The sequence below is a fragment of the Enterobacter cloacae complex sp. 394I7 genome, from assembly GCF_057320345.1.
Genome location: NZ_JBXWCR010000001.1, coordinates 641,173 through 667,695, shown reverse-complemented (window position 1 = coordinate 667,695; position 26,523 = coordinate 641,173). Strand labels below are relative to the sequence as shown.

Below are 26,523 nucleotides of genomic sequence, written 5' to 3'. Positions count from 1 at the left end.
TCCTTTACTGGCCGAGAGTGAGTGTTTTGAGCATCATGCTCTTCACGGTATTAAGCACTTCGACGTTTGCCTGGTAACTGCGTGACGCCGACATGGAGTTCACCATCTCACCCACCACATCCACGTTAGGCATTTTTACGTAACCGTTCGCATCCGCCAGCGGGTTGCCAGGCTCATACACCAGCTTGTCCGGTGCCTGGCTCTCAACCACATCAGAGACTTTCACACCGCCGGTGGCCGCGCCTGGCGCCGCATCGACCTGAAAGACGACCTGTTTCGCACGATAAGGCTGACCGTCTGGTCCGGTCACGCTGTCGGCGTTCGCCAGGTTACTGGCGGCTACGTTCAGACGTTTGGACTGCGCGGTAAGCGCCGAGCCGGCGATATCAAAAATATTCAGCAAGGCCATTTATCAGTTGCCCCCCTGCAGGACGTTCATCATGCCTTTGATTTGTCCGCCGAGAACGGTCAGGCCTGTCTGGTACTTCAGGCTGTTATCGGCAAACTGTGTACGCTCCCGGTCCATGTCCACGGTGTTACCGTCGAGTGAAGGCTGGTCGGGAATGCGATAAAGCAAATCGGTCGTTGGTGCGGTCATCGTCTGAGCGGGAATATGACGTGAGGAGGTCAGCGCGAGCGCGACACCGCTCCCTTCTGCGCGTCCACGCTCCATCACTTTTTTAAGCTCACTGGAAAAATCAATATCGCGCGCCTGATACCCTGGCGTATCGGCGTTAGCGATATTGGCGGCTAAAATTTCCTGCCGCTGGGCACGTAAATTGAGCGCTTCCTGCTGAAAACGTAACGCGGCGTCGAGTTTATCGAGCATGTCTCCTCCGCTGATGGCAAAATTTCAGTTCACAGCTTAAATCTCAACCCATCCGCCTTATCGACGGAATAAGCGCAAAATGCGTCGCTATTTATTGCGTTGATGAAAAACCACTGCAGGTAGAATTCACTCAATTCTGGAAACGGTGGAACTTGCGATGCAAACGTTAAAACGTGGCCTGATGGCAACTTTCTTGCTTTTTAGCCCCCTGGTGCAGGCGGATGGTTTACAGGATCAGCTAAACACCTTTTTTGCCCAGAAGCTGGCGGGCTTTAGCGATGAAGTTGTCGTCACGGTACGCACGCCACCAAATCTGTATCCCTCCTGTGAGCAGCCGTCATTTACCGTGACCGGCACCACCAGACTGTGGGGGAACGTGAACGTGCTGGCACGCTGCGCCAACGAAAAACGGTATTTACAGGTTGCAGTCCAGGCGACAGGCAATTATGTTGTCGCCGCTGTCCCCATTGCCCGGGGTACCGCACTGCAGGCCAACAGCGTGACGTTGAAGCGCGGCCGTCTGGATCAGCTGCCGCCACGGACAATGCTTGAAATTAACCAGGCGCAGGACGCCATCAGCCTGCGAGATGTCGCACCGGGTCAGCCGATACAGCTGTCGATGCTGCGCCAGGCGTGGCGCGTCAAGGCGGGTCAGCAGGTGATGGTGGTGGCCAATGGAGATGGCTTCAGTATCAACAGTGAAGGGAAAGCGTTAAACAATGCCGCGGTGGCGCAAAATGCCCGCGTCAGAATGTCCTCAGGGCAGGTGGTTAGCGGAACCGTCGATTCTGATGGGAATATTCTGATTAACCTATAATCTTTTTAAAGATTTCGCTGCAGCTGCCGATAAATATTCAACTATTGATGATGTCAGGCGCCAACGCCGCGAACCCTCGATGAGGACAACACTATGAGCATTGATCGTACATCAGCCCTGAAGCCGGTAAGCGCTGTACAACCTCGCGAAACGAATGACGCTACGCCGCAGAAAACGCGTCTGGAAAAACCGTCAACGTCTAACAGCACCAGCGTAACCCTGAGCGATGCCCAGGCAAAACTGATGCAGCCAGGCGGCAACGATATCAACATGGAACGCGTTGAAGCGCTGAAAACGGCTATTCGTAACGGCGAGCTGAAAATGGACACCAGCAAAATTGCTGACGCCCTGATTCAGGAAGCGCAGAGTTTCTTACAGAGTAACTAACCGTATGAGTCGACTGTCAGAAATACTGGATCAAATGACGGTTGTCCTGAACGACCTGAAAACGGTAATGGACGCTGAGCAACAGCACCTCTCTTCCGGTCACATCAACGGCAGCGCGTTGCAGCGTATTACTGAAGACAAAAGCTCGCTTCTGGCGACGCTGGATTACCTTGAGCAGCAACGTCGCGCTGAGCAGGATCCTAAGCGCAGTGCTAACGACGATATCGTTGAGCGCTGGCAGACTATTACAGAAAAAACCCAGCACCTTCGCGATCTCAACCAGCATAACGGCTGGCTGCTTGAAGGTCAGATAGAGCGTAATCAGCAAGCGCTTGAGGTGTTAAAACCGCATAAAGAAACCGGGCTGTACGGTGCGGATGGGCAGACAGCGACGGCACGTATTACGGGCGGGAAAAAGATTTCGATTTGAAGCATAAGCGACAAATCAAGCAGTGGGGAGCACCATAAGGTGAACTCCCCTTTTGGCGTTTATGCCGTACGGCGGGCAAACTCTTTCACTTTGAAGCCCAACACGGCGAGGGTGGCAAAGTAAGCCACAACCCCAACACCCACCACGGCCATCAGTCGCAGCAGACGATAAGGCATGGTGCCGAGCGACCACTCCGGCATCACGTGCATCATGCCGAGCAACGCCGCTGCCATCACCAGCACCGCGATAACCAGTCGCACAAGGAAACTCGCCCAGCCCGGCTGCGGCGTGAAGATATCCTGCTTACGCAGCTGCCAGTACAACAGCCCGGCATTCAGACAGGCCGCCAGACCAATAGACAGAGCCAGACCCGCGTGCTTCAGCGGGCCAATAAACGCCAGGTTCATCAACTGGGTCATCACCAGCGTCACCAGGGCAATCTTCACCGGCGTTTTAATGTTCTGACGGGAGTAGAACCCTGGTGCCAGCACTTTAACAACAATCAGCCCCATCAATCCCACCGAGTACGCCACCAGCGCCTGCTGAGTCATGGACGCATCATGGGCTGAAAATTTACCGTACTGGAACAGCGAGACGGTCAGCGGTTTCGCGAGGATCCCCAGCGCCACCGCGCTTGGCAGTGCCAGCAGGAAACAGAGGCGTAAGCCCCAGTCCATCAGGCGGCAATACTCATCATGGTTGCCGCTGGCAAAGCTTTTAGAGAGCGACGGCAGCAGAATCGTCCCCAGCGCGACGCCCAGTACGCCAGAAGGAAACTCCATCAGACGGTCAGCGTAGTACATCCAGGAGACCGAACCGGACACCAGGAAAGAGGCAAAGATGGTATTGATGATAAGTGAGATCTGGCTGACAGAAACCCCGAGGATTGCAGGTCCCATCTGCTTCATGACGCGCATTGCGCCGGCATCACGGAAATTAATGCGCGGCAGAACCAGCATGCCAATTTTCTTCAGATGCGGCAGCTGATATGCCAGCTGCAGGACGCCGCCCACGGTCACCGCCCAGGCCAGCGCCAGTACCGGCGGGTTGAAATGCGGTGCGGCAAACAGGGCAAAGCCGATCATGCTGACATTCAAAAACGTCGGCGCAAACGCCGGAACGGAGAAGCGGTTCCAGGTATTGAGGATTGCCCCCACCAGCGAGGCCAGCGAGATCAACAGGATATAAGGAAAGGTAATGCGCAGCAGCTGGGTGGTAAGCGCAAATTTATCGGCGGTGTCGGCAAACCCCGGCGCGGTCACCATAATCACCCAGGGCGCAGCCAGCATCCCCAGGACTGTCACTATAGCCAGCGCCAGCGTCAGTAGCCCGGAGACATAGGCGACAAACACCCGCGTAGCATCTTCGCCCTGCTTGCTTTTATATTCCGCCAGAATTGGAACGAAGGCCTGCGAGAAAGCCCCCTCAGCAAAAATACGGCGCAATAAATTCGGCAGTTTGAACGCGACGAAAAAGGCGTCCGTTGCCATCCCAGCACCAAAAACCCTTGCCACAATGGCATCGCGCGCAAAACCCAGTACGCGAGAAAACATGGTCATCGAGCTGACGGCTGCCAGCGATTTTAATAAGTTCATTAATGTGAATTTCCACAACCATACGGCAAAACGCCTGCAGAGCAGGCGTAATGAATGCCCGACGGCGTTGCGCTTGCGCAGGCCTTCGGATTTGCAGGCCGGGTAGGCGAAACGCCTCCCGGCGAAACCAACAATCGGCGCTTAGTCTACCCGGATTTAAGGGAATTACTATCGGCAGATGTTACAGAGGGTTATTCACTCATGGCCTCTCGCCAGAGCCGTTCCACGATGCGTTGCGCCATGATGGCCTGTTCACCGGCGGTTTCCGGAACCGTCTGATTTTGCACACAGCTAATGAAGTGACGGGCGCATCCCGCGAAGCCGCGTTGCTCCAGAGTGCTCTGCCAGCCCGGCGCCGGAAGCGTGACCACACCGCTGCCCTTCTCTTCACGCCACTCCCGCATGTCGGTGATGTCATACAGCGCACCGTCAGTGACGGCCTGGACAAACTCCCGCTGACTGCCCGCACGACGATGCATGCTGGTGGTCACCTGCAGATGTTCCAGCGCAAAGTGGTGCTCGGCGTAGACCATCTCGCCCAGATCGTTGGTCATCAGGGTCCCGCTTTTCAGCTGAGCCTGGCCGTTTGTCAGCCAGAGCGCCGTGTCCACCACGTGCAGATAATCATCGAGAAGCGTAAAGCGCAGATCGTTTGGCCCGACGCTGTCGGTACGGTGTTTATCCATCCTCAGAGAGGCCAGCGCGCCCGGCTGTGCCTTCAGCTGCTGATAAAGCGGAGCGAAGCGGCGGTTAAAGCCCACCATCAGCGTCAGGTTCTTGCGTGCCGCCAGCTCTATCAGTCGCTCGGCATCCTGAACGTTCTCCGCCAGGGGCTTATCCACACAGACGTGAACACCGGCATTCAGCAGTTCGCTGACCACCTGATAGTGCGTTGCCGTTGAGGTATGCACAAATACCGCATCGCACTCGCGGGCAAGATCAGACAGCGAAGCGGCGTATGGTATCCGCCAGGTTGCGCAGATGCGTTCAGCCTTCTCGCGGGTAGGTGACCACGCGCCCTGAAGCGTCCAGTCCGTTGCCGCGCCTAATACCGGTAACCAGGCTTTCTGCGCAATACCGCCAAGCCCCACCACGCCTACACGTAATTTTTTCACTGTTAATCTCCCAAATGTGCCAGCAGTGCGTCCAGGCGCTGTTTCAGCCCAGCGACCTCCTCTTCCAGCGCGTCCACGCGCGCCGTCAGGCTGCCGCTGACAACAGTGGACTCTTGTTCCGTTGCCAGCGTCGCGGTATCCACCTCGCCACTGAAGAGATGCATATAGCGGCTCTCACGCTTGCCCGGTTCGCGTGCCAGACGCACCACGTAAGGGCCATCCTCGCGGGTTGCAAGCCCTTCCAGGGTTTGTTCCACTTCCTGCATATCCGCAAACTCATGCATACGGGAAGCCCGCGTGCGCAGCTCGCCGGGAGTTTGTGCCCCGCGCAGTAAAAGGGTCGTGATCACCGCCACTTCCGCGGCGCTCAACTTCAGGTCGCCGAATTCGGAATTACAAAAACGTTGTTCGTACTTGGTGACGCGATTTCCGAAGCCGCTGACGGTGCGCAGATAATGGCGTTTCACCAGTTCATCCAGCACATCCTGAACGTCATGCTCACTGAGGTTCATTACCGGCTCGCGGTTGGTCTTTTGATTGCAGGCCATCATGACGGCGTTGACAGAGAGCGGATATTGCTCCGGCGTCGTGACCTGTTTTTCCAGCAGGCATCCGACGACGCGCGCTTCTGCACCGCTTAACTGATATTTCATCTCTTCTCCTTAGCGACCCGCTGTCCAGTCCCGGGTGGTTAATGCCGTGAGGACATGGTCGCGCCATTCTCCATCTATCAGCAGATAGTCTTTGGCGTAACCCTCTTTCTCAAACCCTAAACGCGCCAGCAAATTACCGCTACGCTGATTATGCGGCATATAGTTCGCCATAATACGATGGATATGTTGCGTGCGTTGCATATAACGGATCGCCACCGTTAATGCTTCATACATCAGCCCCTGCCCCTGCCATTTCTGACCGATGGAGTAGCCGAGGTAGCAGGCGTGAAACGATCCGCGCACGACGTTTGAAAAGTTGGCGATGCCGATAATCTCTTTTTCTTCGGGATCCAGCAGCGCAAAATAAAACGCACTTCCCTGCTTATGAAATTCCGCAATCATACTGAGGCGCGCCTGCCAGCCGGATGGGTAACAATGGCTCTCATCCCGAACGGGTTCCCAGGGTTTTAAAAACTGGCGATTCTCGGCGTAATAATCCGCCAGACGCCAGGCATCACGCTCATGCACCAGACGAACGACCAGCCTGTCCGTTGTCAGACGCACTTTTGGCACATTACTGCGATAGCCAAACATCGATACCACTCCTTCCCGTCACTTCTGCTGACCCATTAGCTTTACTATACCTGTGCCTGCGCCGTCTGTGAAAACAGTGACATACCATTTTGACCTCTTTTCACATTTTTCGATGAGAACTCTCTATCAAAGCGCTCTTTTGATAAAAAAATATTGTCACGCCCAGGGGTGGGAAAACGCGCAGTAACCCCGCAGAATGTTAGCGTGCTCACCATCCTGTTTTCCCTGGAGGGAAAATGTCCCGCGTATCACAGGCGAGGAGCCTGGGTAAATATTTCCTGCTAGTCGATAACATGCTGGTCGTGCTCGGCTTTTTTGTCGTGTTTCCTCTTATCTCGATCCGCTTTGTCGATCAAATGGGCTGGGCGGCGCTGATGGTTGGCATCGCGCTGGGTTTACGCCAGTTTGTCCAGCAAGGCCTTGGGGTGTTTGGCGGCGCCATTGCTGACCGCTTCGGCGCGAAACCGATGATTGTGACCGGTATGCTGCTTCGTGCGGCAGGCTTTGCCACGATGGCGGTTGCCCATGAGCCCTGGCTTCTGTGGTTCTCCTGCTTTCTCTCCGGGATCGGCGGAACCCTGTTTGACCCGCCGCGTACCGCGCTGGTGGTGAAGTTAATTCGCCCGCAGCACCGCGGACGTTTCTTCTCGATTTTGATGATGCAGGACAGCGCGGGCGCGGTAATTGGCGCGCTTCTGGGGAGCTGGTTGCTGCAGTACGATTTCCGTCTGGTCTGCGCGGCTGGCGCGGTGCTCTTTATTCTGTGCGCCCTCTTTAATGGCCTGTATCTGCCAGCATGGAAATTGTCGACGGTAAAAGCACCGGTACGCGAAGGGCTGGGCCGCGTCCTGCACGACAAACGTTTTGTCACCTACGTATTGACCCTGACGGGTTACTACATGCTTGCCGTGCAGGTGATGCTGATGCTGCCTATCATGGTGAATGATATTGCGGGAACCCCGGCCGCCGTGAAATGGATGTACGCCATCGAAACCGCGCTTTCGCTGACGCTGCTCTATCCGATTGCCCGCTGGAGCGAACGGCGTTTTCGCCTGGAGCATCGTCTGATGGCCGGGCTGTTTTTAATGACGCTGAGCATGATGCCCATCGGTCTGGTGAATTCTCTCCAGCAGCTGTTTACGCTGATTTGCACCTTCTATATCGGCTCTATCATCGCCGAGCCGGCTCGTGAGACGCTGAGCGCCTCGCTTGCAGATGCGCGTGCCCGCGGCAGCTATATGGGGTTCAGCCGACTCGGTCTGGCCTTTGGTGGGGCTTTGGGTTACGCCGGCGGCGGCTGGCTGTTTGATGCAGGCAAAGCGCTGAATCAACCGGAACTGCCGTGGATGATGCTCGGCGCGGTGGGCTTTATGACGCTGCTGGCCCTCTGGTGGCAGTTCAGCCAGAAGCGCAGCGCAAGCGGCATGCTCGAACCGGGCGCGTAGCCCTTCCCTCTGGCGGGAGGTCCCTCCCGCCTCACTTCTCAGTTTTTTCTGCTGGTTTCTGCCATTTCACACTGACATACTGACGTAACAGGACAGAAGCGCCGATTTTTCGTTGAGGAACACTATGAAGAAAATTGTCATTGCCGCTGCATTCATTGTCAGCGGTCTGCTGGTGGGCTGTAACCAGCTTACGCAATACACCGTCAGTGAACAGGAAATTAATCAGGCGCTGGAAAAACATAACAACTTTTCAAAAGACATCGGCGTGCCCGGGCTTGCCGATGCGCATATCGTCCTCAGCAACCTGACCAGCCAGATAGGACGTGAAGAGCCAAACAAAGTGACGCTGAACGGGGATGCGAACCTCGATATGACCTCCCTCTTCGGCAACCAGAAAGCCAATATCAAGCTGAAGCTAAAAGCGCTGCCGGTCTTTAACAAAGAGAAAGGGGCTATTTACCTGCAGGAGATGGAAGTCGTCGATGCGGAAGTCACGCCGGACAAGATGAAATCTGTGCTGCAAACCCTGATGCCTTATCTGAATCAGTCGCTGCGTAACTATTTTAATCAGCAGCCAGCCTATGTCTTAAGTGAAGACAAGAGCAAGGGTGAAGCGCTTGCGAAAAAGTATGCTAAAGGGATAGAGGTGAAACCGGGAGAAATCATTATTCCCTTCACTGATTAATCCGTAGGGCGCCGAGGCGCCCTTTTTTTTACGGAAAAGTGTGCAAACGAAAACGTTTCCGCTTATGATTTGTGTCCGGCAAAAACAGCCATCCGAATGACTGATTCCTGACAAGCCGGAGCTTCCATGACTGCACAACCCCAGGTTCTTAAAATCCGCCGCCCTGACGACTGGCATATCCATCTGCGCGATGGCGATATGCTCAAAACCGTCGTGCCTTATACCAGCGAAATTTATGGCCGCGCGATTGTCATGCCTAACCTGGTGCCACCAGTCACCACCGTCGATGCCGCAATGGCGTATCGCCAGCGCATTCTGGATGCCGTCCCGGCGGGCCATGATTTCACCCCGCTGATGACCTGCTACCTGACCGATTCCCTGGATCCAAACGAAGTGGAGCGCGGGTTTAACGAAGGCGTATTCACCGCTGCGAAACTTTACCCGGCCAATGCCACCACCAACTCCAGCCACGGCGTTACCAGCATTGATGCCATCATGCCGGTGCTGGAGCGTATGCAGAAACTGGGTATGCCGCTGCTGGTTCACGGTGAAGTCACGCATGCCGAGATCGACATCTTTGACCGTGAAGCCCGTTTTATCGACTCCGTGATGGAGCCCCTGCGTCAGCGCCTTCCCGCGCTCAAAGTGGTCTTCGAGCACATCACCACCAAAGATGCCGCTGAGTATGTCCGCGACGGTAACGAGCTTATCGCCGCCACCATCACGCCACAGCATTTGATGTTTAACCGTAACCACATGCTGGTTGGCGGTGTACGTCCGCATCTGTACTGCCTGCCGATCCTCAAGCGTAACATTCACCAGCAGGCGCTGCGCGAACTGGTTGCCAGCGGTTTCTCCCGCGCGTTTCTGGGCACGGATTCCGCACCTCATGCGCGTCATCGCAAAGAAGCAAGCTGCGGCTGTGCGGGCTGCTTTAATGCCCCAACCGCTCTCGCCAGCTATGCAACCGTGTTTGAAGAGATGAATGCCCTGCCGCATTTCGAGGCGTTCTGCTCACTCAATGGCCCCCGTTTTTATGGGTTGCCGGTCAATGAGACCTTCATTGAGCTGGAACGTAAAGAGAGCCAGGTTGAGGAAGCCATTCCACTGACCGATGACACGCTGATCCCATTCCTGGCAGGTGAAACCGTTCGCTGGACGGTAAAACGCTAAAAAATCAGTGCCCCTTGTTGTCAAACCGATAATATACCTGTATAAATAAACAGTATATTACACAGGGGGCATTTATGCGTATTGAAGTCACCATAGCCAAAACTACTGTTCTGCCTGCCGGCGCGCTTGATGCGCTTGCAGGCGAATTATCCCGTCGTATTAACAACACCTTTCCCGAAAACGACGGTGCCGTAACGGTGCGTTATGCGGCCGCAAACAACCTCTCCGTCATTGGCGGCGCGAAAGAAGATAAAGCGCGTATCACCGAAATCCTGCAGGAAACGTGGGAAAGCGCCGACGACTGGTTCATCACAGATTAACACTGCTCCCTCATTGTGTTTTTTTGCCGGGTCGCCCCGGCTTTTTTTCGCCTGAAAATCCAGAAAGTTCAAATTAATTCGGCAACTTCTTTAAAAATCGTGAACAACATGGTGTTTTATTGTTCGAACAATCCTAAAAAGCAGAAAAATGTGTTGCTAGCTGTTTATTTTTCCCTTAGGAACCCTTATTACTTGTATACTGAAGTTGCTTCAGAAAAACATGCATTGAACCTCGAAGTCGTTGTCTTCTAACACGCATTATGGGGGTTATAATGGAAAAGAATAGCGAAGTCATCCAGACCCACCCACTCGTTGGCTGGGATATCAGTACCGTAGACAGCTACGATGCACTGATGCTGCGTTTGCACTACCAGACCCCAAATCAGCTGAACCGTGAAGAAGCGGAAGTTGGACAGACGCTGTGGCTTACGACAGACGTCGCCCGTCAGTTTATTTCTATTTTGGAAGCAGGCATCGCAAAAATAGAATCTGGCGACTACCAGGAAAATGAGTATAAACGGCATTAGCGTTTAGCCCACTTTTCACTCTACAGGCACCCTCGGGGTGCCTTATTTATTTCTCCCTTGTATAAGCCCCCGATGTTAATTACTCTGCTAACAAAGCGTTAGTTTAAGAGATGCCCATGAAATATGATCTGATTATTATTGGTAGCGGCTCCGTTGGTTCTGCCGCCGGATATTATGCCACCCAGGCTGGCCTCAAGGTTCTGATGATAGATGCCCATCTTCCCCCTCATTCAGAGGGAAGCCATCATGGCGATACTCGCCTCATTCGTCACGCCTATGGTGAAGGCGAGCGCTATGTCCCGCTGGTACTTCGCGCGCAAGCGCTCTGGGACGAACTGGCTAAACAGACTGAGGAGCGCATTTTCGAACGCACGGGCATCATTAACCTTGGTCCTGCCCGCTCTGATTTTCTCGCCAGCGTCGAACGCAGCGCGAAGACATTTAACCTGGACGTTGAGAAGCTCGACGCGGCGGGGATCATGTCACGCTGGCCGGAAATCACCGTCCCGGACGATTATGTTGGTCTCTTTGAAGCCCATTCCGGCGTGCTGCATTGCGAAACAGCAATAAAAACATGGATAGCGCTGGCCGCGAAAGCAGGCTGCGCCCAGCTTTTCAATTGCCCGGTCGAGGCCATTAAACATGACGCTGACGGCGTCACGGTGACAACCCTGGACGGAGAATACACGGCCTCCCGATTGCTCATCAGTGCGGGTACCTGGGTAACCCGTCTGCTGCCAGACCTGCCCGTACAGCCGGTGCGCAAGGTCTTCTCCTGGTTCCAGTCTGATGGCCGTTACAGTACGCAGAATAAATTCCCGGCGTTCACCGGCGAGTTACCCAACGGCGATCAGTTCTACGGCTTCCCTTCGGATAAAGACGCGCTCAAAATCGGGAAACACAATGGGGGACAAATTATCTCCTCTCCTGAAGAACGTAAACCGTTTGGCGCCTACCCACAGGATGGCTCTGAAGCCTTCTCGTTCCTGCGAAATATTCTGCCGGGCGTCGGTGGCTTACTCTATGGCGCGGCATGCACCTACGACAACACGCCGGACGAAGACTTTATTATCGACACGCTGCCCGGGCATGAGAACACATTGCTCATCACCGGTCTGAGCGGTCACGGCTTTAAGTTCGCGTCGGTGCTGGGTGAAATTGCCGCGCAGTTTGCCCAGGGTATTACACCGCAGTTTGATCTGACGCCCTTCTCTCTTTCACGTTTTAACGGATAATCCACCACGGGCTTCGGACGTTCCGGAGCCCGTCTTTTTGTTACGGTTTGCGGGGCGCTATGCGCAAAGTTGTGGGTTTTCTCATCAATAATATTCGTGAGCATTTGATGCTCTATATCTTATTGTGGGCGCTGCTGGCCATCATTGATTTTATTTACATTGTATTTTACTGAAAGCCTGCCTGACATTTATTGACATTACTTTATATTTACTTAAGTTAGAACAATTCCTCAATTAGCCCTTTGTTAAGTCTTGCACGAAGACATTGAATTACCTTTGCGGATCATTTTCAAAACCGCTGAAATAAATAAAATAAAAATCAATATCGACTTATTTCAGTTGCAATATCATTCCTTCCCGTTCATTTTTACTGCTCTGTTTATTTGATAATGGTAATCCTGATGCAATTGCGTAACACCTCCCGGCGCTATGGAATAATATCCATAAGCTTGCACTGGATATTTGCTATTGCGGTCTATGCCATGTTCGGACTTGGCCTCTGGATGGTGACGCTCAGCTATTACGATGGCTGGTATCACCAGGCCCCGGAGCTGCATAAGAGCATCGGCGTGCTGCTGATGATGGGGCTGGTTATTCGCGTGATCTGGCGACACATTTCACCGCCGCCTGCCGCGCCAAAGACCCACAGTAAATTTACCCGTATCAGCGCTGTTGCCGCGCATATTACGCTTTATGCGCTGCTCTTCGCGCTTCTGATCAGCGGCTATCTCATCTCGACAGCAGAGGGTAAGCCAATAAGCGTTTTTGGCATTTTTGATGTCCCGGCAACGCTTGCCGATGCGGGATCACAGGCCGATATTGCCGGGGTGATTCACCTCTGGCTGGCATGGAGCGTGGTTATCCTGTCCGTGCTGCACGGGCTTGCCGCCCTTAAACATCATTTCATCGATAAAGACGATACGCTAAAGCGCATGCTTGGCCGCTCGTCAGTTGACTCTGGAGCTTAAAATGAAAAAACACCTGCTGGGTATCGCACTGGGTTCTCTGTTATTTACCACTGGCTCAGCCGTTGCTGCTGACTATAAAATTGATAAAGAGGGCCAACATGCTTTCGTCAATTTCCGTATTCAGCATCTCGGGTATAGCTGGCTGTATGGCACCTTTAATGATTTTGACGGCACATTCAGCTTTGACGAAAAAAATCCTGCCGCCGATAAAGTCAACGTGACCATTAATACCAACAGCGTCGACACCAATCATGCAGAACGCGATAAACATTTGCGCAGTGCGGAATTCCTGAACGTGTCTAAATTTCCACAGGCCACCTTCACCTCCACGGAAGTGAAAAAAGATGGCGATAAGCTGGATATTACCGGCAATCTGACGCTCAACGGCGTGACAAAACCGGTTACGCTGAATGCAAAATTAATGGGCCAGGGTGACGATCCGTGGGGGGGTAAACGTGCCGGATTTGAAGCCGCAGGTAAAATTCACCTGAAAGACTTTAATATTACTACCGATTTGGGCCCGGCATCTCAGGATGTCGAACTGATTATTTCCGTTGAAGGCGTTCAGCAGAAGTCTTAATAACGACGCCCGGCAGGCTTTCACACTGCCGGGCATCAGCCTTATTCAGGGTCGGGAATACCCAGTTTGGTGTTCAGACGGCCACGGGATTTATTAAAAATCTTGTTACCGTTTTCCCGTCCTGCACGACGACGGCGCTGCTCCTCTTCCGGCAGCATACTCTCTTCACTGCACAGTTCGCTGCAGCATCCGTTAAATTTCTCGGCACAGGTCGGACACTGAATAAACAGCAAATGACATCCGTCATTTTTGCAGTTGGTATGAGTATCACACGGCGTACCGCACTGGTGACAGTGGGCAATCACATCCTCTGAAATACGCTCGCCCATTCGTTCGTCAAAGACAAAGTTCTTACCGATAAAACGCACCGGTAAACCCTGCTCACGGGCACGACGGGCGTACTCAATAATGCCGCCTTCAATGTGCCAGACCTTATTAAACCCGTTGTGCTTCATCCAGGCGCTGGCCTTCTCACAGCGGATCCCACCGGTGCAGTACATCACGATCTTTTTATCTTTATGTTCCTGCATCATCTCAACCGCTTTTGGCAGTTGCTCGCGGAAGGTATCAGCCGGAATTTCCATCGCGTTTTCGAAATGCCCCACTTCATACTCATAGTGGTTACGCATATCGATGAACACCGCATCCGGATCGTCCAGCATCGCATTCACTTCCGCCGCTTTCAGGTATTCCCCGACATCAGCGGCGTTAAACGCCGGATCGTCAATACCGTCCGCGACAATGCGTTCACGCACTTTCATGCGCAGCACCCAGAATGATTTACCGTCATCATCCAGGGCAATGTTCAGGCGTACACCGTTGAGAGCCGGATCGAACCCGTAAAGCAGGTCGCGGAAGGCGTTTACTTTGCTTTCCGGTACGCTGATCTGGGCATTGATGCCTTCACGGGCAAGATAGACGCGCCCGAAAACATTCAGCGTCGTGAAGGCCTGATAAAGCGCATCGCGGGTCGCTTGTGGATCGTTGATGGTGAAGTATTTGTAGAATGAGATTGTCGTGCGCGGTTCGGTTTCAGCCAACATACGCGCCTTTAACATCTCATTCGAAACGCGGTTGTGTAACACTGGCATGGTGTACAAGTCCTGCAATCGTTAGAGAGAATGAAAAATCGGTCGGCATCATATAGCAAACAATGACAATTTACATCCACACAATTTACGCTACATTTCACACACCCTAGTTAGTCAGACTTAACAATTGCTGCATTCGTACACGTTTCGAAGACAGACATTTTGGCTACGCCTCAAAAAATGAGACAATAGCTAAACAGGACGTTAGAACACAGGAAAGACATGACCCAGTTACCGAAATTTACTGTCGCCCTTTTGCATCCCCGCTATTGGTTGACCTGGCTTGGCATTGGTTTTTTATGGCTGATGGTCCAACTCCCTTACCCTGTGATTTTCCGTGTGGGCAAATGTGTGGGTCGTATTGGTCAAAAATTCATGAAACGCCGCGCCAGGATTGCCTACCGCAACCTTGAGCTGTGCTTCCCGCAGATGAGCGAGGCGGAACGTCATGAGATGGTTACCAGGAATTTCGAATCCGTTGGCATGGGGCTGATGGAAACCGGTATGGCATGGTTCTGGCCAGACAAACGCATGGCCCGCTGGAGTGAAGTCACCGGGACAGGTATGGAGCCTGTGCATACGCTTCAGGCCAATAAGACAGGCGTACTGCTGATTGGCGTGCATTTTCTGACGCTGGAGATCGGTGCGCGTATGTTTGGCATGCAGGCACCCGGTATTGGTGTTTATCGCCCTAACGATAACCCGGTGATCGATTTAATCCAGACCAACGGCCGTATGCGCTCCAACAAAAATATGATCGACCGTAAAGACCTGAAGGGGATGATCCGCGCGCTGAAATCAGGTGAAGTGATCTGGTATGCCCCTGACCACGATTATGGCCCACAATCCAGCGTATTTGTCCCGTTCTTCGCCGTTGAAGAGGCGGCCACAACCACCGGTACCTGGATGCTGGCGAAAATGTCCAAAGCCGCGATCGTCCCGTTTGTCCCGCGTCGCAAGCCGGATGGCTCAGGCTACGAGTTAATGATGCTCGAGCCGGAACTCGCACCGCCGCTGGACGATGCGGAAACGACCGCTCGCTGGATGAACAGAGTGGTTGAGAAATGCATCATGCTCGCGCCGGAGCAGTATATGTGGCTCCATCGTCGCTTCAAAACGCGGCCAGAGGGTATGCCGTCGCGCTATTAATTTTCCGTGCGGCCATCAGGGCCGCACGCTCATTTAGCTTTAAAAGCGCCTCCGCATTGCAGCGATCATAACCCAGGCGCATACTTAGCAGGCTTATTACTTCAGGCCTATGGTGCTCTGCACCTCATTATGCGGATTGTTATGTCACCCTCAGATGCCCCCATAAACTGGAAGCGTAACCTCACGGTTGCGTGGCTTGGTTGTTTTCTCACCGGTGCGGCGTTTAGCCTGGTGATGCCCTTCCTGCCGCTTTACGTTGAACAACTTGGCGTCACCGGTCACAGTGCGCTCAATATGTGGTCTGGCCTGGTCTTCAGTATCACCTTTCTCTTTTCCGCGATTGCTTCGCCCTTCTGGGGTGGCCTTGCCGATCGCAAAGGACGAAAGATCATGCTGCTGCGTTCGGCACTGGGGATGGCCATCATCATGGCGCTGATGGGCCTTGCGCAGAACGTCTGGCAATTTCTGATTTTGCGCGCGTTACTGGGCCTGCTGGGGGGCTTTATTCCTAACGCAAATGCGCTCATCGCCACCCAAATTCCGCGACACAAAAGCGGCTGGGCGCTCGGCACGCTCTCCACCGGTGGCGTGAGCGGCGCATTGCTGGGACCGCTGGCAGGCGGACTGCTGGCGGATAACTACGGCCTGCGTCCGGTCTTTTTTATTACTGCCAGCGTCCTTTTTCTCTGCTTTATCGTCACGCTGCTCTGTATCCGTGAACGTTTCACCCCGGTCCCCCGAAAAGAGATGCTCCACGCACGGGATGTGCTGACCTCGCTTAAAAATCCCAGGCTGGTGCTAAGCCTGTTCGTCACGACCCTGATTATTCAGGTAGCAACCGGGTCGATTGCCCCTATTCTGACGCTCTACGTTCGCGATCTGGCCGGTGACGTCAGTAATATTGCGTTTATCAGCGGGCTTATCGCGTCGGTACCCGGCGTGGCAGCGCTGCTCAGCGCCCCGAGGCTGGGAAAACTGGGGGACCGCGTGGGCCCGGAAAAAATCCTGATATGCGCCCTGGTGATTTCCGTTCTGCTCCTTATTCCGATGTCAATGGTACAAGCACCGTGGCAGCTTGGCCTGCTGCGTTTCTTACTGGGAGCGGCAGACGGCGCGTTACTGCCTGCGGTTCAGACCCTGCTGGTTTACAACTCAACGAACCAGATAGCCGGCCGCATTTTTAGCTATAACCAGTCATTTCGCGATATCGGCAACGTCACCGGACCGCTTGTCGGAGCCGGGATTTCCGCCAGTTTTGGTTTCCGCGCCGTGTTTATCGTCACCGCGGGCGTGGTGCTGTTTAATGCGATTTATTCGTGGTTCAGTTTATCGAGGGCTTTACGACCGGTCGTTAATAAGACAAACGCGTGACAGCTTATTTTTGCATTCATACTTGCAGAACCCGATATTCAGCTATTCTTTCCCTGAAACCTTCAGGAAAACAGGGAGACACCAATGACCATGTACGCCACACTGGAAGCAGCGTAAAGCAAAATACATCATAAATTTGTTCCGTCGTAGTCAACAGAAACGCTTTCACAAATCACCTTTGTACCATTCCATTCATCGCGGTAGATAATCGTATCGATGCCAACTCCCGGATGTAACTCATAGCCAGTATCATTAACAAACTTCTGGTACTTAGCTGTTTGTACTGAAGTGTCATAGTACCTATGTCCAGAATACTTAACCCCTGCTGAACCCTGAGGAACTATCCATGCCCCATAGGACGCGAAAGTACTCGCAGGTTCAATCACCTTGTATTCGAATTCTGAGGCTGTATAACGCCCTGCATACGCTTATGATGTGTTGGGGGATTGCCATAAGCAACGTCATAGAAGCGGTCTGGTAAGCACTGTAGAGCGTCACCAGTGATCCATTCCGCTTCTGGCAGTACCCTCCTCCCGATCATTACGTATTCAGGATTAAGTTCTACACATGTGATGTGTGTTGGTTTATTCCTCAAGTACTGGCAGTAACTGAGACGACCGATACCCGCACATAGTTCGATACACTGACCAGTTCAGCCAGCATCAAGTATCAAATCCCATGCGAGCATTTCAGGTGTGAAGAAAGCACCAGTAGCACCTATCCCATCACCTTTGTAGTCGTTGAAGATAAACTCTTTATTGTCTTGTGTGAGTTGCTTATCAGAGTGAATGAGATCCATAACCTGAATGTGTAATGCTGATTCCTTTTTAGTAATTCTTGCCATAAGATACTCTTGTACAGTAGTTGTACGGGTATTTAGGAATAAAAAAATGTCTATATCTAAAAAGCATCATTTTATACCTGCATGTTATTTAAAGGGTTTCACTAATGGCGGCAAACGCACGTCATTGTTTTGGGCGTTCCCGATCAATAAACCTGGTAAAAAACATGGAGCCAGTCCTAATGACTCTTGCGTAAAAAATAATTACTACAAAGTTGAAAATATTAACGACTCTCTTTTAATAGAGAATTGGTACGGCAGTGTAGTCGAACCTAAAATTGGTGATTTTTTAAAACAAGTAGATGAACTCAATGAAATCGATTCTCAGAATGAAGGGCTTGCATGGTTGTTAGCTTCACTATTATTAAGAAACCCACAACATAGGGAAATGATAGAATCACCACTAATTCATGCAGAGCGAGTAGTTAAATCAATGCAAGAAGATCATAAAGAAAAAGGAATAAATTTACATATTGAATGGATAAGCTATAGCAAAGATGACATTATCGAATATGAAATTCAACAAACAAAAGCACTATCTAAATACCTGCCTTTATACAACTACTGTATATTGAAAGCACCCGATGGAATTAATGTAATAACCAGCGATGCCCCAATGATTTTAGCCAATAGCCTTAATAAAAAAATATTCGGCTTTGAATCTAAAGGTACAATGATAATTGCACCCCTCAACAAATCAACTTATATTATTGGGAGTAAAGAAATTAAACTCCCGGCTTTACGCAAAGTAACCATTTGGGAAATTGCAAATTTGAACACAATGATAATGGCTTCCGCTAATGAAAAAATATATTCGAATAATGACCATATCTATATTCTTGATAATGAAGATGATGTCATAAAATATCCGAACCACACCGAGTAAGAAAGTAAATGGTTTACCTTGTACTTACTGAGCTAAAAAGCTATTAACTTCAGTTAATACTGAAGGATTGAAATTAAGTGCGAATTGAATATTGTAGTACTGAATACCTGTAGATCGCATAATACGCTGACCTGTCCAAGTTTGATTTGAATAAATCAGTCCAGTACTTTTAATCTGAAAGTTTGTTACCTTCACATTATTTGAAAAAGATGCCATAATGTCCTCTACGTCCTTGCTTAGAGTATTTATCCATGAAAGATTCTTTTGAACTTTTTATAAAATCATTTCCAGCAATAACCGCTATACTACTTAATGTGATGATTGTTGTGGTCACACTTTATATTGTCTATCGTAGTGGAAGCATGGCTATAGTCGCTAATAAAATATGGGGTATATTCATTGGTGAAAAGCAATATTTCAATGAAAAATTAGCTAAAATAGAGCAAGCTGAACATGACATAGCAAAATTTAACTTCAAAACGAATTTAAAATTCACAACCATCAAACAAATTGAGAATTTTTATTCTCAATTGGAGAAATTCAACTTAGAACTGAAAATGTATAAAGGATTACGAGATGCTTACAATCCAAAGAATGGTAAAATCAAGAAAAGTTCAAAAGGTGATATTCTTAGTGTTGCTGTTGTTAGCTTATTGATTGGATGCTTTTTACTTCCGCTATTTGTTGGGGTTTTCATATTTAAACCTTTTTGGGACTTTGAAAGCGGAAAGTTAATTAATCTTTTCGTGTACACTTTTCTCATAGCGATTAGCACAATATTCAGTTTCAGTGAATTACTTAGAAAGATAAAAGCAAATAGAATGCGTAAAGTTGTATATAAAATCAAAAAAGAATATATGAGAAATAGAAAGCCCTAGTTGGGCTTTCTTATGTATTACGTTTCTGTGAGCTTCTAACAGCCTGAGCAACACTATTAGAGTGTTTATTCAACATTTCATTGAATTTCTTATCATCACCAACTACATCACCTTGAATGATCAACGGTGCGTTAATGATCACATCACCAGAAGTACTACCACCTTCATGTTTATCAAGAAACGCTGTTAGCTTCTTGTTCGCTTCAGGTTGTACTACATGTTCTGACCTGCTCCCCGTTGATTAATACACCGTGATGTTAGTAATTTCTTCATAAGCCACATGAGGACATCCCTATGAAGAAGCGATTTTCCGACGAACAGATCATCAGTATTCTCCGCGAGGCAGAAGCCGGTGTTTCTGCCCGGGAACTCTGCCGTAAGCACGCTATTTCAGACGCCACTTTCTACACCTGGCGCAAGAATGTTTGGTGGAATGGAAGTTCCTGAGGTGAAGCGGCTTAAGTCGCTTGAAGAGGAGAACGCCGACTCAAAAAGTTACTTGCCGAAGCCATGCTGGATAAGGAGGCGCTTCAGGTGGCTCTTGGGCGAAAGTACTGACGACAGGCCAGAAACGGGAAGCCGTGGTGATGATGTGTGATGCGACCGGTCTGTCGAAACGTCGTGCCTGCAGGCTTACAGGTTTGTCTCTGTCGACCTGCCGTTATGATGCTCAGCGTCCATCTTCTGATGCGCATTTATCAGAGCGTATCACTGAGCTGGCGTTTGAACGCCGACGTTTTGGTTATCGGCGCATCTGGCAGCTACTGCGTCGGGAGGATCTTCACGTCAATCACAAGTGGGTATACCGCATTTACCACCTTAATGGACTGAACGTAAAACGCAGGCGACGCCGTAAAGGGCTGGCGACCGAACGGTTTCCGCTTCTGCGCCCATATGCACCGAACCTGACCTGGTCGATGGATTTTGTTATGGGCGCATTGACCAACGGTCGCAGGTTCAAGTGCCTGACCTGTGTGGATGATTTCGCGAAGGAGTGCCTGACGATTACCCCCGCATTCGGGATTTCAGGCGTGCAGGTCACGCGTATTCTGGACAGTATCACGCTGTTTCGTGGTTATCCGGCTACGATAAGAACCGATCAGGGACCGGAGTTCACCTGCCGCGCACTGGATCAATGGGCCTTTGAGCATGGCGTGGAACTGCGTCTTATCCAGCCGGCAAGCCGACTCAGAACGGATTTATTGAGAGTTTTAACGGACGATTCAGAGATGAGTGCCTGAACGAGCACTGGTTCAGCGATATTGTTCATGCCAGGAAAACGATTAATGACTGGCGACAGGATTATAACGAGTGCCGTCCACATTCTTCGCTGAACTACCAGACTCCGGCTGAATTTGCAGCGGACTGGAGAAACGGGAAATATGAAGAAAAAACAACCGACATTACTAGCTGAAGGTTGTATCTAATCTTGGGGGCAGGTCAATTCTTCTTTGCGTCTGTTCCATGATTTTTTACTGATACGGGCTTTTCTTTTCGACTCCTGGTGAGCACGTTCGATAGTAGTGGATAATGCGGATAATTTGTGGTCGAGTTTGTAGCTGTAAATTTGTCCTGTCTCAACCCCTACAATATCAATGTTACGTTTGATCAAAAAAGTAAACTCATCGATAGCTTCGTAGCCTTACTTACGTGAAAAGCGGTCTACAGTCTCGATTAGCAAGCAACCCTCGGTAATCTCCCCAGCCTCTACACGCTGCTTAAACTGACCTAAAGAACCTTTGGTGAAGTTATGCCCTTTGTGCCCTGACAGACCTTTATCACTTTCTAGTACTTCGTAAATGCTTGGATCGAGTTGATACCCTAATTGGGGGGCAGTTTAGCGTTTTCGAGGAAGTCTAATACTGTACTAATCTGGCGATCTAAGCCAAAAGCATCAACCTACTACAAGATCGATACCCTACTATAAATGTAGGCTTTGACAGTTCGCATTCATGCACCTATACATTTGATAAACATAATCATTGAGGAACTCATTATGTCCGATAAAGAATATGTATTCTATAGTACGCTGGAAGAAGCTATTGATGCCGCTCGTGAAGAGTTCCTCGCCGATAATCCCGGCGTTGAGGAAGAAAATGCTGACGTGCAACAACTTAATATCCAGAAATACGTTCTGCAGGACGGGGATATTATGTGGCAGGCCGAATTCTTTGCTGATGATAGCGAGGAAGGAGAATGTTTGCCGGTCCTGAGCGGAGAAGGTGCGCAGGCCGTCTTTGATGGCGACTATGACGAAATCGAACTACGGCAGGAATGGCTTGAAGAAAACACCCTGCACGAGTGGGATGAGGGCGAATTTCAGCTCGAGCCGCCGCTGGATACGGAAGAAGGACAGACCGCAGCCGATGAGTGGGATGAGCGTTAATTTCCCCTATTCATAAGGGCCGTGCTGAGCGTCGATCGGCAGCAATAGCGTATCGAATACCAGTGAAAACGGTAAATCGAGCACGGTGAGATAGCGCCACGCTGAGTCACGTACATCCCATTTTACCCCGGGGTAGTACTGATTACCGTGGCCTTGCCCTGGAATGGTGCGGCTGATGATGCTGCCACAGCCGCTGAGTAAACACGCCATCATCACGGCGAGGATTATTTTCATCAATGACCTCTAAAAAAATACCGGCTTTTCAGCCGGTATTTTTATTTGCCGGGTAGCATAACGCCGCCGGGCACAGAAGGCTTACTTCGCCTTCAGCGCGAGTGGATTAATTTTAATCTCTTTATAGTGGCTGACCCACGAAGAGTATTTTTCCGGCGCAGACCACACACGGTAGTGAAGGCGTGCCATCGTAACCGGATCGCTCAACAGCACCAGACGACGGTCGCGGTTGAGTTTTTCCGGCGTATCGTTCAGCGCCTGCTCAACGTGACGATCGCGGGCAATCTCCAGTACCTGGCTTGCACGGTGACGCGCTGTCGCCATGGCCGTCGCCAGAGCGTTAAATGACGGGTTAAACACCGCGTGCATAAAACCATCTTCCAGCGAACGTTTGCGGTTCTGCTCAAGATACGTGTCGGTATCCACCAGCACCTGTGGCGGCGAATACTCTTCCGGGATCAGGAACAGTTTCCAGCGTTTGGTACGCAGCCCCACCGTTGAGCGGCTCGAAATCACTGACACAAACGGTGACAGGATCAGCGAGAAGACAATCGGTGCCAGCCAGAACAGGAAGCGCAGATCCAGCCAGGCCATACCTGCTGCCCATACCAGACCCAGCAGCAGCTGCGAGCCATGACGCATGAAGGCTTCCCCCCACGGCGTGGAGTCATCATCACGCTGCGGAGAATTCCAGACCACTTCCCAGCCGAGGAACGCGCTGACCACAAACACGGTATGGAACAGCATACGCACCGGCGCCAGCAGCACGGAGAACAGCACTTCCAGCAGAAGCGAGAGCGTCACGCGGCAGAAACCACCGTACTCTTTCGAGCCTTTGCACCAAATCAGAATGATACTGAGCAGCTTAGGCAGGAACAGCAGCACCATGGTGGAGGCAAACAGCGCAATCGCCAGCTCCGGACGCCACTGCGGCCACACCGGGAACAGCTGGCGCGGTTGCAGGAAGTATTGCGGTTCCGTCAGAGCATGCACCACCTGTAGCGCAGTAGAGAGCGCAAGGAACATAAACCACAGCGGTGCGGAGAGATAAGACATTACGCCAGTCAGGAACACAGCACGGTGAACCGGGTGCATCCCTTTAACAAGGAACAGGCGGAAGTTCATCAGGTTACCGTGACACCAGCGGCGGTCACGCTTGAGCTCATCCAGCAGGTTCGGCGGCAGCTCTTCGTAAGATCCCGGCAGGTCGTAAGCAATCCAGACGCCCCAGCCAGCACGACGCATCAACGCCGCTTCCACGAAGTCGTGCGACAGAATAGACCCCGCAAACGAACCTTCACCCGGCAGCGGAGCCAGCGCACAGTGCTCAATGAACGGCTTCACGCGGATAATGGCGTTGTGGCCCCAGTAGTGAGACTCACCCAGTTGCCAGAAGTGCAGACCGGCAGTAAAGAGCGGCCCGTAGACGCGGGTTGCGAACTGCTGGCAGCGCGCATAAAGCGTGTCCATACCGGACGCTTTTGGCGAAGACTGGATGATCCCCGCGTTCGGGTTGGCTTCCATCAGACGCACCAGACCGCTCAGGCAGTCGCCGCTCATTACGGAGTCAGCATCCAGCACGACCATGTAGCTGTACTGATTCCCCCAGCGACGGCAGAAGTCATCGATGTTTCCGCTTTTACGCTTCACGCGACGACGACGACGGCGGTAGAAGATCTGGCCTTCACCCTGCACTTCCGCGATCAGTTCCATCCAGGCTTTTTGCTCGGCAACGCAAATATCCGGGTTGTAGCTGTCACTCAGGATATAGACGTCAAAATGCGCCGCGTTACCGGTTGCCTTTACGGACTCCCAGGTCGCACGCAGACCCGCAAATACGCGGTCAACGTCTTCGTTACAGATAGGCATGATCAGCGCCGTACGGTGCTCAGGATTAAGGGGTTCATCCCCGACCGTTGAGGCTGAAATGCTGTATTTGTCCCGTCCCATCAGCAGCTGCAGGAAGCCCATCAGCGCGGTCCAGAAACCGGCTGACACCCAGCAGAAGAGAACGGCAAACAGCAGAAGAATGCCGCTCTGCAGGATATACGGCAGCAGCTGCATGAAGGAGACCCAGATATCCTGGCCCATCATGTCCGCAGGGTTGATAAGTGCCCAGCCCTGGTAAGGCAGAATGGTTTTCATGTACCAGGTGGCGACCACGGTCTGCGCCAGCGTCAGTAACAGCAGAATGTAGCGACGAATGGTCCCCACGGTCCGCCATTTCTGTTCGGAGGCCTGCTCTTCTTTCGTCAGGCGCGACAGATAGCGCGGCGTAACATCACGCCCACGCAGGCGATCCCAGAAGCGTCCAACCGGGTTGGTGCGCCACGGGTCAGGGAACATTGAGGAACGCGTGGCTTTCGGCATTGCCTGAAGCTGATCGCGTCCTTCGTCGTCTTTAATCAACTGCCCTTCTGCCAGCGAGTCTGGCCATGCCTGCTCCAGACGCGCCTTTACTGACCCCAGCGGCGTATCATCGTCACGGGAAAACGGACGATGTTCGCCATCCAGCGCGGTATGCACCGCGCGGATGTCGCTTTTAGGCAGCGCCGCTTTTTCAATGTCCGTCAGCGGCATGGCATCAATATATTCAGATGTATTATTCATTGGCAGGTAGCTGATAGCTCCAGGTTTCACTCAGCGGCTGATCGTTACTGACCAGCGCAGCACGCATTTCAGTGGTCTGTTTCGGATCTTTCACTTTCACGCGCAGCGTCAGACGCCAGCCTTTCGTTACCGGGTTATAGCGTACGGTGTTCTCAACGATTTCACCGTTATCACCGATGCTGGCCTGAGCCGCAACGGCGGTATCCGGGGACAGTTTTTTCATGTCCTGGCCCGCGAAGTCCACAACAAAGGCCACGGTGCCATCAGGCTGACGGATCAGGTTAGACTGCTTCACATCACCCGTAGAACGGCGAGTCTGCATGACGTACGCGTTATCCGGCGCATGCAGTTTGTCTTCGTCGCGGCTAAAGGTAATGGTGTATTTGAAGTTCATCTCTTTACCGGCTTCCGGCAGCTGATCCGGCGTCCAGTAAGCAACGATGTTATCGTTGGTTTCGTCATTGGTTGGAATTTCAACCAGCTCAACTTTACCTTTACCCCAGTCACCTTTCGGCGTGACCCAGGCACTTGGGCGCAGGTCATAGCGGTCATCCAGATCTTCAAATCGGGAGAACTGACGGCCACGCTGCAGGAGGCCGAAACCTTGCGGGTTTTCCATCGCAAAACTGCTAACAGCCAGATGTTTCGGGTTATTCAGCGGACGCCAGATCCACTCACCATTACCTGCATGAATAGAAAGACCGTTGGAATCGTGCAGTTCCGGGCGGAAGTTCGTCGCCGGTGACGGCTGATTCGGCCCAAACAGGAACATACTGGTCAGCGGTGCAACGCCCAGTTTGCCGACTTTATCGCGCAGGTAAACTTTGGACTGCACGTCAACGACCGTGTCACGGCCAGGCATAATCACAAAGCGATAAGCACCGGTCGCACGCGGGGAATCCAGCAGTGCATAAATAGTCAGGCGTTTGTCGGTTGGTTTTGGACGTTCAATCCAGAACTCGCGGAAACGCGGGAACTCTTCACCTGATGGCAGCGCGGTATCAATGGCGAGGCCACGCGCAGAAAGCCCGTACACCTGCCCTGCCCCGATCACGCGGAAGTAGCTGGCACCGAGCATGCTGACGATTTCGTCGTTTTTATCTTTGCTGTTGATCGGGTAAAGCACCTTGAAGCCAGCGAAGCCCAGGTCTTTAACCGTATCTTTATCGTGCTGAACATTGCCAAAATTGAAGTAATCCGGGCTGTACTTGATTTTACGTACCGCGGTCGCCGTCACTTCATTAATGGCAACAGGCGTGTCGAAGTACATTCCCTGATGATAAAACTCAAGCTTGAACGGGGTTTTAATGTTGTTCCAGTACGCTTTGTCATGGTTGAACTGGATCTGCTGATAGTCCGCATACTTCATGTCGCGGAAAACGGAGGGCAAGTTACTTTTTGGCGCTTCGTAGCTCTTGCCTGCCATCGATTTTGCCTGTTTTGCGACATCGTCGATGTTAAAGGCCAGTGCCGATGAGGTATACAGAGATAACACCACTGCAGCACCCAACCAACGCATTTTCATCATCTGTGGTTTATGTTTCATAATAAGTAAGCACTTCCCCCTTTGTGTGCTTATATCGATCCGATCCATTTTAATGGAAACTCAGGCAATCCGACAACATTATCACTGCTTTGTTCAGCTCGCTGGCTCATGGATTAAGCAAATGAAAGAACCCGCTTTTCACTTTGCGTGCTTATCCTGGAGACAGGGTGTCGGTCTT

General features: G+C 51.7%; 28 protein-coding genes and 1 pseudogene. 18 read left to right on the top strand and 11 right to left on the bottom strand.

What is annotated here, in order from left to right; translation table 11 throughout:
• Positions 1 to 4 precede the first annotated feature (4 nt).
• Complete coding sequence (gene flgC, locus AC2FAP_RS03230; RefSeq protein WP_013097138.1) at positions 5 to 409, bottom strand: flagellar basal body rod protein FlgC; 405 nt, start codon at positions 407 to 409, stop codon at positions 5 to 7.
• 3 nt (positions 410 to 412) lie between these two features.
• Positions 413 to 829, bottom strand: a complete 417-nt coding sequence (gene flgB / locus AC2FAP_RS03225) for a flagellar basal body rod protein FlgB (RefSeq protein WP_014169556.1) — start codon at positions 827 to 829, stop codon at positions 413 to 415.
• 157 nt (positions 830 to 986) lie between these two features.
• Here flgB and flgA point away from each other — a divergent pair, with 157 nt between their 5' ends.
• The 3 genes from flgA (at position 987) to flgN (ending at position 2,463) form a co-directional block, all read left to right on the top strand.
• The gene (gene flgA / locus AC2FAP_RS03220) at positions 987 to 1,646 is read left to right on the top strand and encodes a flagellar basal body P-ring formation chaperone FlgA (protein WP_047366234.1); all 660 of its coding nucleotides are present in this window, start codon (positions 987 to 989) and stop codon (positions 1,644 to 1,646) included.
• A 93-nt stretch (positions 1,647 to 1,739) separates the two neighbouring features.
• The gene (gene flgM, locus AC2FAP_RS03215; RefSeq protein ID WP_014169554.1) at positions 1,740 to 2,033 is read left to right on the top strand and encodes a flagellar biosynthesis anti-sigma factor FlgM; all 294 of its coding nucleotides are present in this window, start codon (positions 1,740 to 1,742) and stop codon (positions 2,031 to 2,033) included.
• Positions 2,034 to 2,037: 4 nt separating this feature from the next.
• Complete coding sequence (gene flgN / locus AC2FAP_RS03210; protein ID WP_025204463.1) at positions 2,038 to 2,463, top strand: flagella biosynthesis chaperone FlgN; 426 nt, start codon at positions 2,038 to 2,040, stop codon at positions 2,461 to 2,463.
• A 59-nt stretch (positions 2,464 to 2,522) separates the two neighbouring features.
• On the opposite strand, the gene murJ is transcribed toward flgN, so the two are convergent.
• The 4 genes from murJ to rimJ form a co-directional block, all read right to left on the bottom strand.
• Positions 2,523 to 4,058 (bottom strand): murein biosynthesis integral membrane protein MurJ, encoded by a 1,536-nt coding sequence (gene murJ, locus AC2FAP_RS03205; protein ID WP_020884681.1) that lies wholly within the window; start codon positions 4,056 to 4,058, stop codon positions 2,523 to 2,525.
• A gap of 191 nt (positions 4,059 to 4,249) precedes the next feature.
• Positions 4,250 to 5,173 (bottom strand): Gfo/Idh/MocA family protein, encoded by a 924-nt coding sequence (locus tag AC2FAP_RS03200; RefSeq protein ID WP_252069583.1) that lies wholly within the window; start codon positions 5,171 to 5,173, stop codon positions 4,250 to 4,252.
• A gap of 2 nt (positions 5,174 to 5,175) precedes the next feature.
• Positions 5,176 to 5,826 (bottom strand): YceH family protein, encoded by a 651-nt coding sequence (locus tag AC2FAP_RS03195; protein ID WP_020884684.1) that lies wholly within the window; start codon positions 5,824 to 5,826, stop codon positions 5,176 to 5,178.
• Positions 5,827 to 5,835: 9 nt separating this feature from the next.
• Positions 5,836 to 6,420, bottom strand: coding sequence for a ribosomal protein S5-alanine N-acetyltransferase (gene rimJ / locus AC2FAP_RS03190; protein WP_013097146.1), 585 nt, complete (start codon positions 6,418 to 6,420; stop codon positions 5,836 to 5,838).
• Between the two features lie 236 nt (positions 6,421 to 6,656).
• Between rimJ and mdtH the strand changes: the two genes are divergently transcribed.
• From mdtH to AC2FAP_RS03145, 9 genes are all read left to right on the top strand, one after another.
• Positions 6,657 to 7,865 carry a multidrug efflux MFS transporter MdtH gene (mdtH, locus tag AC2FAP_RS03185; protein ID WP_252069585.1) on the top strand — a complete coding sequence of 403 codons (1,209 nt, stop codon included), beginning with the start codon at positions 6,657 to 6,659 and terminating at the stop codon, positions 7,863 to 7,865.
• A 124-nt stretch (positions 7,866 to 7,989) separates the two neighbouring features.
• Positions 7,990 to 8,550, top strand: coding sequence for a lipoprotein (locus AC2FAP_RS03180; RefSeq protein WP_020884685.1), 561 nt, complete (start codon positions 7,990 to 7,992; stop codon positions 8,548 to 8,550).
• Positions 8,551 to 8,676: 126 nt separating this feature from the next.
• Positions 8,677 to 9,723 carry a dihydroorotase gene (pyrC, locus tag AC2FAP_RS03175; protein WP_020884686.1) on the top strand — a complete coding sequence of 349 codons (1,047 nt, stop codon included), beginning with the start codon at positions 8,677 to 8,679 and terminating at the stop codon, positions 9,721 to 9,723.
• 74 nt (positions 9,724 to 9,797) lie between these two features.
• The gene (dinI, locus tag AC2FAP_RS03170) at positions 9,798 to 10,043 is read left to right on the top strand and encodes a DNA damage-inducible protein I (protein ID WP_020884687.1); all 246 of its coding nucleotides are present in this window, start codon (positions 9,798 to 9,800) and stop codon (positions 10,041 to 10,043) included.
• A gap of 272 nt (positions 10,044 to 10,315) precedes the next feature.
• Positions 10,316 to 10,570, top strand: coding sequence for a biofilm formation regulator BssS (bssS, locus tag AC2FAP_RS03165; RefSeq protein ID WP_008500827.1), 255 nt, complete (start codon positions 10,316 to 10,318; stop codon positions 10,568 to 10,570).
• A 116-nt stretch (positions 10,571 to 10,686) separates the two neighbouring features.
• Positions 10,687 to 11,805 carry an N-methyl-L-tryptophan oxidase gene (gene solA / locus AC2FAP_RS03160; RefSeq protein ID WP_020884688.1) on the top strand — a complete coding sequence of 373 codons (1,119 nt, stop codon included), beginning with the start codon at positions 10,687 to 10,689 and terminating at the stop codon, positions 11,803 to 11,805.
• A 59-nt stretch (positions 11,806 to 11,864) separates the two neighbouring features.
• Positions 11,865 to 11,978 (top strand): DUF2770 family protein, encoded by a 114-nt coding sequence (locus tag AC2FAP_RS03155; protein ID WP_032670549.1) that lies wholly within the window; start codon positions 11,865 to 11,867, stop codon positions 11,976 to 11,978.
• Positions 11,979 to 12,206: 228 nt separating this feature from the next.
• Positions 12,207 to 12,773, top strand: a complete 567-nt coding sequence (locus tag AC2FAP_RS03150) for a cytochrome b (RefSeq protein WP_032670551.1) — start codon at positions 12,207 to 12,209, stop codon at positions 12,771 to 12,773.
• A gap of 1 nt (position 12,774) precedes the next feature.
• Complete coding sequence (locus tag AC2FAP_RS03145; protein WP_020884691.1) at positions 12,775 to 13,353, top strand: YceI family protein; 579 nt, start codon at positions 12,775 to 12,777, stop codon at positions 13,351 to 13,353.
• Between the two features lie 41 nt (positions 13,354 to 13,394).
• Here AC2FAP_RS03145 and trhO read toward each other — a convergent pair whose 3' ends face one another.
• On the bottom strand, positions 13,395 to 14,444 hold the full coding sequence (gene trhO / locus AC2FAP_RS03140; RefSeq protein WP_032677865.1) for an oxygen-dependent tRNA uridine(34) hydroxylase TrhO: 1,050 nt from the start codon (positions 14,442 to 14,444) through the stop codon (positions 13,395 to 13,397).
• 222 nt (positions 14,445 to 14,666) lie between these two features.
• On the opposite strand from trhO, the gene AC2FAP_RS03135 reads away from it, so the two are divergent.
• Complete coding sequence (locus AC2FAP_RS03135; RefSeq protein ID WP_252069586.1) at positions 14,667 to 15,593, top strand: Kdo(2)-lipid IV(A) acyltransferase; 927 nt, start codon at positions 14,667 to 14,669, stop codon at positions 15,591 to 15,593.
• Between the two features lie 141 nt (positions 15,594 to 15,734).
• Entirely contained in the window at positions 15,735 to 16,964 is a 1,230-nt protein-coding gene (mdtG, locus tag AC2FAP_RS03130) for a multidrug efflux MFS transporter MdtG (RefSeq protein ID WP_032681267.1), read from the top strand.
• 652 nt (positions 16,965 to 17,616) lie between these two features.
• Here the strand turns inward: mdtG and AC2FAP_RS03125 are convergent.
• Positions 17,617 to 17,808, bottom strand: coding sequence for a class I SAM-dependent methyltransferase (locus tag AC2FAP_RS03125; RefSeq protein ID WP_449541558.1), 192 nt, complete (start codon positions 17,806 to 17,808; stop codon positions 17,617 to 17,619).
• Between the two features lie 46 nt (positions 17,809 to 17,854).
• Here AC2FAP_RS03125 and AC2FAP_RS03120 point away from each other — a divergent pair, with 46 nt between their 5' ends.
• The 4 genes and pseudogenes from AC2FAP_RS03120 (at position 17,855) to AC2FAP_RS03105 (ending at position 21,955) form a co-directional block, all read left to right on the top strand.
• Complete coding sequence (locus tag AC2FAP_RS03120) at positions 17,855 to 18,691, top strand: DUF4238 domain-containing protein (RefSeq protein WP_449541557.1); 837 nt, start codon at positions 17,855 to 17,857, stop codon at positions 18,689 to 18,691.
• A gap of 251 nt (positions 18,692 to 18,942) precedes the next feature.
• Positions 18,943 to 19,569 (top strand): DUF6216 family protein, encoded by a 627-nt coding sequence (locus AC2FAP_RS03115; RefSeq protein WP_149376678.1) that lies wholly within the window; start codon positions 18,943 to 18,945, stop codon positions 19,567 to 19,569.
• Between the two features lie 294 nt (positions 19,570 to 19,863).
• Positions 19,864 to 20,983, top strand: a pseudogene (locus AC2FAP_RS03110) (IS3 family transposase).
• A 582-nt stretch (positions 20,984 to 21,565) separates the two neighbouring features.
• Positions 21,566 to 21,955 (top strand): MysB family protein, encoded by a 390-nt coding sequence (locus AC2FAP_RS03105; RefSeq protein ID WP_449541556.1) that lies wholly within the window; start codon positions 21,566 to 21,568, stop codon positions 21,953 to 21,955.
• A gap of 6 nt (positions 21,956 to 21,961) precedes the next feature.
• Here the strand turns inward: AC2FAP_RS03105 and AC2FAP_RS03100 are convergent, their stop codons facing one another.
• From AC2FAP_RS03100 to mdoG, 3 genes are all read right to left on the bottom strand, one after another.
• Complete coding sequence (locus AC2FAP_RS03100; RefSeq protein WP_020884695.1) at positions 21,962 to 22,189, bottom strand: YceK/YidQ family lipoprotein; 228 nt, start codon at positions 22,187 to 22,189, stop codon at positions 21,962 to 21,964.
• 81 nt (positions 22,190 to 22,270) lie between these two features.
• Positions 22,271 to 24,799: a glucans biosynthesis glucosyltransferase MdoH gene (mdoH, locus tag AC2FAP_RS03095; RefSeq protein WP_032681268.1), complete on the bottom strand. Its 2,529-nt coding sequence runs from the start codon at positions 24,797 to 24,799 to the stop codon at positions 22,271 to 22,273.
• The gene (mdoG, locus tag AC2FAP_RS03090) at positions 24,792 to 26,345 is read right to left on the bottom strand and encodes a glucans biosynthesis protein MdoG (protein ID WP_025204472.1); all 1,554 of its coding nucleotides are present in this window, start codon (positions 26,343 to 26,345) and stop codon (positions 24,792 to 24,794) included. The genes mdoH and mdoG overlap by 8 nt, the downstream gene beginning before the upstream one ends.
• Between the last annotated feature and the right edge of the window lie 178 nt (positions 26,346 to 26,523).